This is a genomic window from Aeromonas sp. R4-3, assembly GCF_040908275.1.
GTDB lineage: Bacteria > Pseudomonadota > Gammaproteobacteria > Enterobacterales > Aeromonadaceae > Aeromonas > Aeromonas rivipollensis.
Window position 1 is genome coordinate 1 of the sequence record NZ_JBFODK010000040.1, and the last position, 12553, is coordinate 12553.

Consider the following 12553-nt stretch of genomic DNA (forward strand, 5'->3'; position numbering starts at 1 on the left):
CATGCTCGTTGGCCGCGGTGGTGACTAGGCTGTGGGTCAGGCCACTCTTGGCATCGACACCAATGTGGGCCTTCATGCCAAAGTGCCACTGATTGCCTTTCTTGGTCTGATGCATCTGCGGATCGCGTTGCTGCTCTTTGTTCTTGGTCGAGCTGGGAGCCTCAATGATGGTGGCATCGACCAAGGTGCCTTGAGTCATCATGACGCCAGCTTCGGCCAGCCAGCGATTGATGGTCTTGAACAATTGGCGGGCCAGTTGATGCTGCTCCAGCAGGTGGCGGAAATTCATGATGGTGGTGCGGTCCGGCAAGGCGCTATCCAGGGATAACCGGGCAAACAGACGCATTGAGGTGTCCTGACAAGATCGGACAGTCCCGGATCAAGCAGCCTGAGCAGTTCTCCAATACCTCTTGTTAAACTCCGCCGGGCTGACATTGCCAAGTCGTGAATGCCGACGCTGGCGGTTGTAAAAAATCTCTATGTATTCCTGAATCGCTGCCTTGGCCTCCGCTCTCGTCTCGAATCTATGGTGGTGAACCAGTTCATTTTTAAGAGACCCCCAGAAGCTTTCTATCGGGGCATTGTCGAAGCAGTTCCCCTTGCGTGACATGGAGGTCTGCATGCCAAATTGTACCTGGAGAGCCCGGTAAGCCTTGGCACAGTACTGACTGCCCCGGTCTGTGTGATGAATAAGCCCAACGGGTGGCCTCTTCTGCTGCACAGCCCGAAACAGCGCCTGACTGACCAACCCGGTGGTCATTCGCTCTCCCATCGCATAACCCACTATCTCACAGGTAAACACATCCTTGAGACCAGCCAGATAAAGCCAGCCTTCGTCGGTGGCGATATAGGTGATATCACCGGTCCAGACTTCGTTGGGCTTCGTCGGCGCAAAGACCTGACCAAGGAGATTCTTCGCCACGGGCAGGGAATGAGCAGAATGGGTTGTCGCCTTGAATTTGCGCTTTTGTTTGCAAGACAACCCCATTTCACGGCGCAATCGCCCAATCCGGTCCCGCCCAGCGTAAAATCCTTTGGCGGCCAACTCAGCTTGTAAACGCGATGCGCCATAGGTCTGGCGCGTCTTGCTGTGAGCAGCCCGAATGGCGACCTTGAGTCGTTCATCTTCTTGTTGGCGCTGTGACGGTGGACGCTGGCGCCAGTGGTAGAAGCCCGCACGAGAGACCTCCAGCACACGACAGATAACGGAAATGGGATAGATGTCCTGTTGGTTGGCTATCCACGCGTACTTGGCAGTGACTCCTGAGCAAAGTACGCGGCGGCCTTTTTTATGATGTCGCGCTCCATGTTGGCTTGTGCGAGAGCTTTGCGTAGCCGGGCCACTTCAGCCTCCAGCTCGGCGACAGAACGCGCTCCGGGAATGGCCGATGTATCCTTTCCTCCTTTGGCTGCGACCACCCAGTTGCTCAGTGTGCCTTTGGCAATACCCAACCTTCTGGCGGCTTCAGCTTGGCCAAGGCCTTGCTCCAACACCAGTCGAACCGCCTCTGCCCGAAACTCTGGTGAATAGTGTTCTCTCGATTTCATTCAATACCCCCGATTGTCTCATCGTAACAATCGGGACTGTCTGTGAAAATCAGGATACCTCACTGGCCAAGTAGCGCCCCTGGTCGGCCAGCCGTGGCACAATTTGACTCGGCGGCAACGAGGCGAACTCCTGGCTATTGCAGACGTCCAGCACGGCCTGCCGCTCCTCTGGGCTCAATGCATGAGCAGGTATGGAACGAACCGCATCCGGTCGCCTATCGGCACTCAGCTCAGGCCCGGCCAACCAGCGCTGGAGCGTGCGCAGACTCAGCCCCAACACCTCGGCCGCAGGATGCTTGCGGGCGCCAGCTTCAAGCGCTTCGCGCCACCATGCAACGTATTGCTGCCGCTCTGGCAACGAGGTCAGTTGTCCTCGTCGACGTTGCTCCAGTAGGCATCGAGCTTTTTTTGCAATATCAGCAGAGCTGCCGCCTCGGCCAGGGCCTTGTCTTTGCGCCGCAGCTCTTGCTCCAGTTGCCGGATACGCTTCTTGTCCGCTTTGGCCTGTGCCTTCTCCGCCTGTTGTAAGGTACGAGCGGATTGCTGGCCCAGAATACAGGCTTGGCGCCATTGCTGGACTTGCTCGGGATAGAGACCCTTACGGCGGCAGTACTCACTGAGTTCAATCTCGGAAAGCGCAGCGGTTTCCAGCACGACGGCGAACTTGGCCTCGGCGGGCCATTCATCGGTCAGTTTGTTGTCCCCGGGCACAGGAGACCCTCCGTCTTTGGCGTGTTTGCGCCAATTATACAGAGTGACCTCGCTGATGTTTTCCTGCCGAGCCAACTCGGCCACCGACATATTGATGGGCGGCAGCAGCTTCTTGAGCAAAGCAGCTGCGTATTCCGGTGAAGTTGAACAGTGATTCCGGAATCTGTGAACACCATTTCCGGAAAGTATGCGGACAGGGATTCTTCGAGCAGAAGCTGGGCTTTGAGGGGAGGCATCTTTTCGACTCACTGAACAAGCCAGCAGCCAAGCGCAGCGCGGCAGTTGTGGATCCAAGACGTTGGAACAGGACGGTTCATCTGACATCAGAGTACGTGCTCTGAGGTGTCCGGAATCGGTGTACACGCAAGCCGGAATCAGCGTTCATTTTAAACCGGAATAGGTGTTCATTTTCGACCGGAATATGCAGCAGCCTTGCGCTCACTTGAATAACGAGCCATTCGACACTCTTTATCCGCCCCCGGTCTTCACATTTAGATTATTCAGATTAGGCGACAACTATTCTGACACCGGGGGCTGGCGTGAAGGTGATGAACAAGCTGATAGGGCTTGGTATGCCTGTTCGCCAGCCAGTGAATTGAGTGGTATCAACGGGTTGGGGAACGGCCATCCAGCGACGGATTTGATCAACAACGCCCCAGTGAACCTGACTCGATAACCCCGAGGGTAGCATTGGCGAGGGAAAGAACACGCTTGGCATGCATGTCTTGTCCAAATATATCGTCGATGTGGTTGAGGATTAGTTCGTGGTTAAACATGGGGATAGTCTGTTGGGTATTAGCTGGTCAAGGATGGCGATCATACCTCAGAAGCCGCGCCACGCCTCGCTCATATGAGGGGATGGTTAAGGTAATCAGGTATTGCTTACACAGGGAAGTGGGCCAATCCTTTTGGTCTAACACCAAAGACTTGGATTTTTCTTACTCTGTCAGGTTTAGCAACAGGCGTTTCTTGGGTCTGTTACTTTCGAGCACTCAAGATTGGTGAGGCTTTTAAGGTTGCCCCAGTAGACAAGCTCAGCCTTGTCCTGGTTGCTATTTTTGCTTTCACTTTCCTTGGTGAACGACCATCGGTCAGAGAATGGCTGGGCATTGGCATGATCGCTGGCGGTGTCTTGCTATTGGCTTTCAAGCGATAGAAAGCTGAACGAAGCGCATCTTAAGACTTCCTTAATTTTAGCTGTGTATCATTTCGGATAAGACATTTTTGATTAAGATCGCATTTTTATCAGTAAATGACAAAATGCCGCTTAAGCTCACGTACAGCTTTGTTACCATTCATTTTCAACATAAAGACAAGATGTCTCGTTAGAAAGTGATTGTTGGACTATTAATGGAGTAAGTATGCCTTCCCTTATAAAAATAAAAATTGTTCCGCTTATGTTCTTTTTGGCACTGTATTTTGCATTTATGCTGAACTGGCGTGGAGTTCTCCATTTTTACGAAATCCTTTACAAATTAGAAGATTTTAAGTTTGGTTTCGCCATTTCATTACCAATATTGCTTGTTGCAGCGCTTAACTTTGTATTTGTTCCATTTTCGATACGGTATTTAATAAAGCCTTTTTTTGCACTTCTTATCGCACTTAGTGCAATCGTTAGTTACACAATGATGAAGTATAGAGTCTTGTTTGATCAAAACATGATTCAGAATATTTTTGAAACCAATCAAAATGAGGCGTTAGCATATTTAAGCTTACCAATTATAGGATGGGTTACTATTGCTGGTTTTATCCCTGCCATTTTACTTTTCTTTGTTGAAATTGAATATGAGGAAAAATGGTTCAAAGGGATTCTAACTCGTGCCCTATCGATGTTTGCATCACTTATAGTGATTGCGGTTATTGCAGCACTATACTATCAAGATTATGTGTCAGTGGGGCGCAACAATTCAAACCTCCAGCGTGAGATTGTTCCAGCCAATTTCGTTAATAGTACCGTTAAATACGTTTACAATCGTTATCTTGCTGAACCAATCCCATTTACAACTTTAGGTGATGATGCAAAACGGGATACTAATCAAAGTAAGCCCACGTTGATGTTTCTGGTCGTTGGTGAAACCGCTCGTGGTAAAAATTTCTCGATGAATGGCTATGAGAAAGACACCAATCCATTTACCAGTAAATCTGGTGGCGTGATCTCCTTTAATGATGTTCGTTCGTGTGGGACTGCAACCGCTGTATCTGTCCCCTGCATGTTTTCCAATATGGGGAGAAAGGAGTTTGATGATAATCTCGCTCGTAATAGCGAGGGTTTGTTAGATGTGTTGCAGAAAACGGGGGTCTCCATTTTTTGGAAGGAGAACGATGGCGGCTGCAAAGGCGTCTGCGACCGAGTTCCTAACATCGAGATCAAACCGAAGGATTACCCAAAGTTCTGCGATAAAAACACATGCTATGACGAGGTTGTCCTTCAAGAGCTCGACAGTGAAATTGCTCAAATGAAAGGGGATAAGCTGGTTGGCTTCCACCTGATAGGTAGCCATGGCCCAACCTACTACAAGCGCTACCCTGATGCTCATCGTCAGTTCACCCCTGACTGTCCACGCAGTGATATTGAAAACTGCACAGATGAAGAGCTCACCAACACCTATGACAACACCATCCGCTACACCGATTTCGTGATTGGAGAGATGATTGCCAAGTTGAAAACCTACGAAGATAAGTACAACACCGCGTTGCTCTACGTCTCCGATCATGGTGAATCACTGGGAGCATTAGGGCTTTACCTACACGGTACACCGTACAAGTTTGCACCGGATGATCAGACCCGTGTTCCTATGCAGGTGTGGATGTCACCTGGTTTCATCACAGAAAAAGGCATGAATATGGAATGTTTGCAGAAAAATGCCGCAGCCAATCGCTATTCTCATGACAACATATTTTTTTCTGTCCTGGGAATATGGGATGTGAAGACGGCTATCTACGAACAAGAATTAGATATCTTTAAGCAATGTCGGAATAATTGAGTTGCGAATCGTTGATATTTTAATGAAGTGGTTTTTATAGAAATAGACGTTTAACAGGTAATTATTATGTTTTCAGCTGTCAGAATAAAAGTTGTTCCATTTGTACTGCTATTGGCTTTAGTCTTCGCATTTTTGCTGAACTGGCCCGTTCTGCTCCATTTCTATGACATATTGTCTAACATCGAGCACTTTAAAATAGGGTTTGTAGTTTCAATCCCATTCCTACTTGTTGCTGCATTAAACTTCGTCTTCATGCCATTCTCGATCCGCTTTCTGATGAAGCCGTTCTTTGCATTCCTGTTTGTTACAGGTTCTATCGCCAGTTACACCATGATGAAATATCGTGTGTTGTTTGATGGTGATATGATCCAGAATATATTTGAAACAAACCAAAGCGAAGCTTTTGCATACGTTAACGCTCCAATAATAATCTGGGTTATTTTGACCGGTTTGTTACCCGCAGCATTGATATTTTTTGTGAAAATTGAGTATGCATCTACCTGGTACAAAGGTATCGCCCAGCGATTGTTATCTATGTTTTTCTCTTTGGTAATAGTTGGGATAATTGCTGCCTTGTACTACCAAGATTACGCATCAATTGGTCGTAACAATCAGACTCTAAATCGTGAAATCGTTCCAGCTAACTTCATGTATAGCACCAGTAAGTACCTGTATAGACGCTATATGGCAGAGCCCATTCCTTTTGTTACTTTAGGTGATGATGCCACACGGGTTACGAAAAAGGACAAACCAACATTGATGTTCCTGGTTGTTGGTGAGACTGCTCGTGGTAAAAATTTCTCGATGAATGGCTACGAGAAAGACACCAATCCATTTACCAGTAAATCTGGTGGCGTGATCTCCTTCAATGATGTCCGCTCCTGCGGGACAGCAACCGCTGTATCCGTTCCCTGCATGTTCTCCAATATGGGTAGAAAGGAGTTTGATGATAATCGCGCTCGCAATAGCGAGGGCCTGCTAGATGTGTTGCAAAAAACGGGGATCTCCATTTTTTGGAAGGAGAACGATGGCGGCTGCAAAGGTGTCTGCGACCGAGTTCCTAACATCGAAATCGAACCAAAAGATCACCCTAAATTCTGCGATAAAAATACATGCTATGACGAGGTTGTCCTTCAAGACCTCGATAATGAAATTGCTCAAATGAAAGGGGATAAGCTGGTTGGCTTCCACCTGATAGGTAGCCATGGCCCAACCTACTACAAGCGCTATCCTGATGCTCATCGTCAGTTCACCCCTGACTGTCCACGCAGTGATATTGAAAACTGCACAGATGAAGAGCTCACCAACACCTATGACAACACCATCCGCTACACGGATTTCGTGATTGCAGAGATGATTGCCAAGTTGAAAACCTACGAAGATAAGTACAACACCGCGTTGCTCTACGTCTCCGATCATGGTGAATCACTGGGAGCTATGGGGCTTTACCTGCACGGTACACCGTACAAGTTTGCACCGGATGATCAGACCCGCGTACCTATGCAGGTGTGGATGTCACCTGGATTTACCAAAGAGAAAGGCGTTGATATGGCGTGTTTGCAGCAGAAAGCCGCTGATACTCGTTACTCACATGATAATATTTTCTCATCTGTATTGGGTATCTGGGACGTCAAAACATCAGTTTACGAAAAGGGTCTAGATATTTTCAGTCAATGTCGTAATGTTCAATAAATTACGTGATTGGGGGCTCAGGCCCCCAATCATCTGTTAAATAATAGGTTTGTTACTATTGTCCGTGTATTTCATGGTTGAAATTTTTTAACGGGCAAAGCAGAAAGAGGAAGCTAAAATGGCAAAGCCTGGTGCAACTGGAATTACCCGAATCATTCATGCCACCAATTATAGTATGAAGGGACTTTCTTCAGCTTGGAGACATGAAGCGGCTTTTCGTCAGGAACTGTTACTCATTGTGCTGTTGATGCCTCTAGCGTTTTTTGTCGGAGATAGTTTAAATCAAATACTACTCCTAATGGTTATAAGTTGGCTGGTTGTGATTGTAGAGATCCTGAACTCAGCTATTGAAGCAGTAGTAGACAGAATAGGGTCGGAGCATCATGAGCTTTCTGGTCGAGCTAAAGACATGGGCTCTGCGGCTGTCTTCATTGCTCTGATGTTGAATGCCATAGTGTGGGGGGCATTGACAGGGCGTAATTTATTAGCCTGGTGGTAGTGTTATCATCAATAATATTTTTGATTATTCATGGCAGCCGCCATAAATGGTGGCTGTTAAATGAAAAAATAATAGATGCTAATCATAAGGTGGAACTTTTTGTCTGTTTAGCCCGCACCATAGGTGCGAAAATAACCATATTTTATTATGACTGTTTTTCGGTCTTGATTCTACTCATACGAAATTTGACACTTAGTTAAGTAATGACAGCATGATTTTTGAGCCTGTTTATTAAAGCTTGACATGTTTGAATGCTAATATCAGTGTCGATTCTAATAAAATAGTATGTGGGGAAGTAGTAAAACTGGTTTATCTTCGCTGCGAAGCAGCGGAATGTTTAAAAAAGTCTTTTGTTCTCATAATTAGTAAATGGACAGTTTTCAGAATTTTTCAAGTGGCTAAAACGAAAAAATTTGCAAAAAAACTGTCGTGATGTTTTTTTGAACTGAAAGATGACGCCACAGGCTGCCTAAATTTATAGGCACACCCCATGCTGAATCCGTCCCACCAGATCGACAACAGCCTGAACCCCCATTGGTGTAGCCAACAACTTAGCTGGAGCTACGCCACCAAGGCCCCAGGCTGTGCGGTTTAACCACGACAGTGTCTTGACGGTATCGTTCCTGTGGAAGACGAGTGCCGCATCGAGGGCCTGTGCAACTCCGTATACCCTAGCACCCTGCGATATTGATAGGGGGGCTGCAATCCGCAGTTTGCGGGCCAGTGTACCCCGGCTAATACCAGCCCATTGGCAAACCGTCACCAAATCCGTCTTCATCAATTCAGCGAGCTGATATACTGTGTCCGGTGCTACGCCAGCCACGATCCATTGATGTGCTCCTAGTGGGTCACGAGGAATACCAAGGGCTTCCAGGAGAAAGTTTGCATTAGCTGTGTCACTACTAGGGAAGGTGCTAACAAGTCACTTGGCACAAAAACACACCATTCTAAATTATTGATATTAAATGGCTAAACTTTTTAGTTTTGGCACATAGGGTACTTATTCGCACCTTCCCAAGCTGGCAAACTACGCCGCAAAGAAGTGGCCTGCGACTGGTGGAGTGGTTGATTTGCGTGATGAGGCACGTCGAGCGCGTTTGATGGCTATCACTCCAGTCGGGGAAATATGGGGAATAGGTAGAAAACTGACCACCAGGCTCGAAGCACAAGGGATCAATAGTGTGGCGGACCTAGTCGCTGTCGATGGTAAAAACCTACGGCATCGTTATGGGGTCGTTGTTGAGCGAACCGTGCTAGAGCTACGCGGCTACCCATGCGCCAGCCTGGAGCAGGACACACAAGCCAAACAGCAGATCATCTGCTCCCGATCATTCGGTGAACGGATCACACACATGAATTCCATGCATCAAGCCCTCGCAGGATATATGGAACGTGCAGCTGAAAAACTCCGGGCAGAGGGAATGTGCTGTCGCCATGTCACCCTATTCATTCGTACCACCCCCTTCAATGACAAAGAGCCCTACTACGGCAACCACGTGAGCACCAAGCTGGCTGTGCCTACCAACGATACTAGGGAGCTGCTGGGAGTGATCCACTCACTGCTCTCTCATATCTGGCGGGATGGGCACCGCTACCAAAAAGGGGGCGTGATGCTAGCCGACTTCACTCCTATCGGCAGCCAGCAGGGAGATTTGTTCGACCATCATCAACATAAGCCCCGCAGCCAGGACCTAATGCAGATGATCGACCGAATCAACCAGGGACGATTAGGAAAAATTCATTTTGGAGCTCGTGGGAGAGACAACAGTGATTGGATTATGAGGCGTGAAAAACTCAGTCCCCGCTATACCACGGCATTAGACGAATTACCCATTGCAAAGTGACAACCCGGATTTGCACTCAGCAAGGCGCTCTTGCGCCATCATCAATTCGCAACCGGTGATTCGGTCAACGCCTTTCACATCACGCATTGGTGGTTTAATCTCATGTCCGTTGAGCATTCCAGTTAGCATCCACTGCCGCAGTTGGCCCAATGAGAGCCCCAATTGCCTGGCAGCATCCAGCATTCGCCATAACAACTTGAATTGCAGATCGTCGGACACAGGGTCAAAGTTTGCAATCTTAACAAAGCCCGGTGGGCAAGGGTCTCTGCCATTGCTCCAAACCGTGCTTCGCTATAGGTGACTTTCTGCCCTAAGTAGCTGGCCTGCCACAGGCCACGAGATGGTTGAACTATAACGCTGCCGGAACCAAATGGTTTACTCATTACACACTCTATCCTCTATAAAGGCCCAGTATGAGGCGGGGATTACCCCTCGATCAATAAGTTAGCTGGAGATTTATCTTTAATAGCCTTCTTTATCAGCGACAATCTTACTGCTCTATGATTATCTGGAAGCATTTTTTCAAAATCATTCTGTTTATAACCAGAAGCTGCTGTAATCAATAAATAACAATCTTTATTTCCCAAGAAAAGAGAAAACCATTCCTTCATTGTGAAAGGGGTTTTTTTATGAATTTCAATTAGCGTGTTTAAAATGTTATTAAACACTTCAGACAAACGACCTCTCTTTCTCAACCCAATAATATTTTCATATAACGAGTGGTTAGACTCAACAGATTGTATAGGTGACGACAGTGGGATTTGATTGATGATTACACCAATAAATTCACCAACCCTGCAATCTGGAATATACCCATAATGATCTCGATACTTATCATCGTCGCTCTTATTGCGTTTGATAACAGGACACCCGCCAATTAGTCCTTTTTTCTGATTTTCCATGTAGGCATACAGGACCAGTCGTTGCTGCTCCTGAACCCATAGCTTTGCATTTTTTGCGTCAGCCTCGGTTAACTCTTTTATAAGAGAAAAATCAGAGTTTACATCAACAGTGCCCAGGTGAACGTTTACAGCCTTATACCTACGCACAGATATACCAGAACTGAGCTCCAGTTCTTCCAGTACACTCACGGTTTTGCTAAATGATACGGTTCTCAGATTTGCATTCAACCTCATATTAGCCATGCCACACCTCTCATTATTATTGTTATTTTATGTTTTTTTCTTTGGTTTGTTCGTGTGATATGGGATCCCCACACCAATCAGCAATCCATTCATTGTTCTTCAAAATTTCATTCTTAAGTTTTTCTCTGTCTAAGAAAAACATGTTTGGCTTATCAATAGTATCTTTCCCTGAGTTAATATCTGGGACATATCCATCAGGAATCAATGCGTTTGATCCTACATGAACCCCCTCCAGCCCTTTCCTAAAAATTGTAGCCAAAACGTCTTTCAACAGTGCTAATGCATTTGATATAAAACTGTCTGTCGGTTCCTCGACTGATAGCAAAACAAAATCCAGTCTTAGAAGCCGGAAAAAGAATGACGATGTACCATATGTTTTTTTATCCACAAATGACTGCACTGATCTTTCCGACATTCCGCACCTGATTTAGGAATAAATTTGCCGATAGCGCTCACCCAATACCTCCAAAATGATCTGCTGGTCTCCTGTTAGCTCCGTTACTTGTGGCGGAGCTTCTCCCAGTCGATATTCATGGATGCCACCAAAGCGCAAAAAGATCCAACGGGCCGTCGGCTGCTGGGTCGGTTTCTTTTTCATATCCGCCACACTGCGATTCTGCTCCACTAATCCCTGCCGGATCCGGTGCTCCAACGCTGCGTAAATCATCAGGCTACAGGTCATCACCATGAGCAACGCTTCAATCCGCTCCGGCTTTTTCAGGTACAGTGAGGAGGTTAAAAACTCCGGGCTCTTGAGAAAACGAAAGCCCCGTTCGACATTCTGCTGCGCTTTATAGGTGGCCAAAAGTTCGGCCATGGTCAGCGTATCGCTGTGGTCATTGGTCGCCAGGATGAACACCCCGGTCTGGTTGCGGGCCTCTTCAACGCAGGCCAGGCTAGTTGCCGCCAACCCAGTGATTTGAAACTGATGGCCAATTGGCTCTTCGCCACGCTTGGGTCTGCCACGTCCTGTATAAACGGGTTCACCTACCACTTCGGCATCCAGTTGCAGCAGCATCAAGCTGGCGGTAAAACAGCTCAACTCAGCTTGGGCATCCGCCTCACAAGCAAAGCGTCGGGCACACAATTTGGCGAAGGCTTTGAGCTCGCGGGTACTGTCTTTGAGCAGGTTTTTGGCCAATGTCTGCTGCTCGCGGTGGCTGGCTTGTTCGCTGCGCACCAGCAACCAACGTTGCGCGACCCCGGCATAATTCGCGTGTTGCCAACGGCCATGATAGCCATTGCCCAGAGCGGTCAGCGGTTGTGCACCTATGGTTGCCACGGCCTGCTTTGCCTCATTGAGAGTGACGGGCACCCGGGTCACAAATAGTTGCTGCTGTTGCGCCAGTAATTGCAAGGTATCGGCGCAGTACAGTGCGGCATCGCCGACCAGATAACGGCACTCCTGCGCGGCCTTGAGACTGCTCAAATGGCGACGAACGGTCTGGGCAAAGGCTTTGGTGTCATTACTATTGCCGCTCAGGGCCTGCATATAGACAGGTAGGCCAGCCTGATTTTCACAGATGAGCTCAAGGATCACTTGATTCAGCTCTGGCCGGTGATCACGACTATAACCACGCACCAGTTGCAGCTTACCGACCAGATCCCCATCGGCACAGTCATAGGCGCCATCGACGTGGAAGCTGGTAATATCGAGGTGCACTGCGGTGCTTTTGAGCCCCAGCCGCTCGACAACTTGCGCCGCCATCACCTGATACAAGGCGCTGACATCGGCCTCAAAGAGGGCATCGAGACAGCGACCGAGCACATCATCATTGAGGTCATCAGCACAGATCCCGGGGCCAATCAGGCGCTCAACCGGCTTGTTAGCAAAGAATTGCGGGAACATGTGCAGGGTGCTGCTGTGAAAGCCGAGGCCGTTCACTATCATGGCGACCAAGGCTTCACCATGTGAGACCTTGAAAGGCGGGGTTTTGGGGAGCAAGGCATCGATCATGCGGGCAATGCCCAGTTCCTGGCAGAGTGCGGCGACCAAACCAAGGTGATCGAGGTTACGGATCGAGATAGCGGGTGCGGCCATGATGATCTACCTGCAAAAGAGAGTAATAGATCAGAACGGCCGATCGCCGTCAAGCACTGAAAATAGCAAAATCAGGTGCGGAATGACGG

At 48.1% G+C, this 12553-nt stretch carries 10 protein-coding genes and 3 pseudogenes; 5 read left to right on the forward strand and 8 right to left on the reverse strand.

Annotated elements, in window-relative coordinates; translation table 11 throughout:
- The 4 genes and pseudogenes from AB5Y91_RS13390 to AB5Y91_RS13405 all read right to left on the reverse strand — a co-directional run.
- A pseudogene (locus AB5Y91_RS13390) lies at positions 1–349 on the reverse strand (IS5 family transposase); the annotation flags it as partial.
- A 30-nt stretch (positions 350–379) separates the two neighbouring features.
- Positions 380–1548, reverse strand: a protein-coding gene (locus AB5Y91_RS13395) for an IS3-like element ISAeme20 family transposase (protein ID WP_323921426.1) whose coding sequence is annotated in 2 segments (ribosomal slippage) — positions 380–1293 and positions 1293–1548 — 1170 coding nt in all. Because the reading frame shifts where the segments join, the coding sequence is not laid out codon by codon here.
- Between the two features lie 58 nt (positions 1549–1606).
- Positions 1607–2349 (reverse strand): annotated as a pseudogene (locus tag AB5Y91_RS13400) (IS3-like element ISAs20 family transposase); the annotation flags it as partial.
- Positions 2350–2915: 566 nt separating this feature from the next.
- Positions 2916–3035: pseudogene (locus AB5Y91_RS13405) on the reverse strand (IS4 family transposase); the annotation flags it as partial.
- Between the two features lie 167 nt (positions 3036–3202).
- On the opposite strand from AB5Y91_RS13405, the gene AB5Y91_RS13410 reads away from it, so the two are divergent.
- The 4 genes from AB5Y91_RS13410 (at position 3203) to AB5Y91_RS13425 (ending at position 7434) form a co-directional block, all read left to right on the forward strand.
- Positions 3203–3415 carry an EamA family transporter gene (locus tag AB5Y91_RS13410; RefSeq protein ID WP_368170010.1) on the forward strand — a complete coding sequence of 71 codons (213 nt, stop codon included), beginning with the start codon at positions 3203–3205 and terminating at the stop codon, positions 3413–3415.
- Between the two features lie 205 nt (positions 3416–3620).
- Positions 3621–5243 (forward strand): MCR-3 family phosphoethanolamine--lipid A transferase, encoded by a 1623-nt coding sequence (gene mcr-3 / locus AB5Y91_RS13415; protein WP_323921425.1) that lies wholly within the window; start codon positions 3621–3623, stop codon positions 5241–5243.
- 66 nt (positions 5244–5309) lie between these two features.
- Positions 5310–6935 carry an MCR-3-related phosphoethanolamine--lipid A transferase gene (locus tag AB5Y91_RS13420; RefSeq protein ID WP_368170007.1) on the forward strand — a complete coding sequence of 542 codons (1626 nt, stop codon included), beginning with the start codon at positions 5310–5312 and terminating at the stop codon, positions 6933–6935.
- 118 nt (positions 6936–7053) lie between these two features.
- Positions 7054–7434 carry a diacylglycerol kinase gene (locus tag AB5Y91_RS13425; protein WP_042865961.1) on the forward strand — a complete coding sequence of 127 codons (381 nt, stop codon included), beginning with the start codon at positions 7054–7056 and terminating at the stop codon, positions 7432–7434.
- A gap of 475 nt (positions 7435–7909) precedes the next feature.
- On the opposite strand, the gene AB5Y91_RS13430 is transcribed toward AB5Y91_RS13425, so the two are convergent.
- Positions 7910–8308 carry an antitoxin Xre/MbcA/ParS toxin-binding domain-containing protein gene (locus AB5Y91_RS13430; RefSeq protein ID WP_368170011.1) on the reverse strand — a complete coding sequence of 133 codons (399 nt, stop codon included), beginning with the start codon at positions 8306–8308 and terminating at the stop codon, positions 7910–7912.
- 226 nt (positions 8309–8534) lie between these two features.
- On the opposite strand from AB5Y91_RS13430, the gene AB5Y91_RS13435 reads away from it, so the two are divergent.
- Positions 8535–9278, forward strand: a complete 744-nt coding sequence (locus AB5Y91_RS13435; protein WP_368170012.1) for a DUF4113 domain-containing protein — start codon at positions 8535–8537, stop codon at positions 9276–9278.
- A gap of 425 nt (positions 9279–9703) precedes the next feature.
- On the opposite strand, the gene AB5Y91_RS13440 is transcribed toward AB5Y91_RS13435, so the two are convergent.
- The 3 genes from AB5Y91_RS13440 to AB5Y91_RS13450 are packed head-to-tail and all read right to left on the reverse strand — an operon-like array spanning position 9704 to position 12464.
- Complete coding sequence (locus tag AB5Y91_RS13440; RefSeq protein WP_368170008.1) at positions 9704–10423, reverse strand: hypothetical protein; 720 nt, start codon at positions 10421–10423, stop codon at positions 9704–9706.
- A 22-nt stretch (positions 10424–10445) separates the two neighbouring features.
- Positions 10446–10838: a hypothetical protein gene (locus tag AB5Y91_RS13445; protein ID WP_368170009.1), complete on the reverse strand. Its 393-nt coding sequence runs from the start codon at positions 10836–10838 to the stop codon at positions 10446–10448.
- Positions 10839–10850: 12 nt separating this feature from the next.
- Positions 10851–12464, reverse strand: a complete 1614-nt coding sequence (locus tag AB5Y91_RS13450; RefSeq protein ID WP_010674210.1) for an IS1634-like element ISAs25 family transposase — start codon at positions 12462–12464, stop codon at positions 10851–10853.
- Positions 12465–12553: the final 89 nt, after the last annotated feature.

Excerpts from the sequence above, each read along its gene's own strand:
- mcr-3 (WP_323921425.1), top strand. The coding sequence starts at position 3,621 with ATGCCTTCCCTTATAAAAATAAAAATTGTTCCGCTTATGTTCTTTTTG.
- AB5Y91_RS13420 (WP_368170007.1), top strand. The coding sequence starts at position 5,310 with ATGTTTTCAGCTGTCAGAATAAAAGTTGTTCCATTTGTACTGCTATTG.
- AB5Y91_RS13425 (WP_042865961.1), top strand. The coding sequence starts at position 7,054 with ATGGCAAAGCCTGGTGCAACTGGAATTACCCGAATCATTCATGCCACC.
- AB5Y91_RS13435 (WP_368170012.1), top strand. The coding sequence starts at position 8,535 with ATGGCTATCACTCCAGTCGGGGAAATATGGGGAATAGGTAGAAAACTG.
- AB5Y91_RS13445 (WP_368170009.1), bottom strand. The coding sequence starts at position 10,838 with ATGTCGGAAAGATCAGTGCAGTCATTTGTGGATAAAAAAACATATGGT.
- AB5Y91_RS13440 (WP_368170008.1), bottom strand. The coding sequence starts at position 10,423 with ATGGCTAATATGAGGTTGAATGCAAATCTGAGAACCGTATCATTTAGC.
- AB5Y91_RS13450 (WP_010674210.1), bottom strand. The coding sequence starts at position 12,464 with ATGGCCGCACCCGCTATCTCGATCCGTAACCTCGATCACCTTGGTTTG.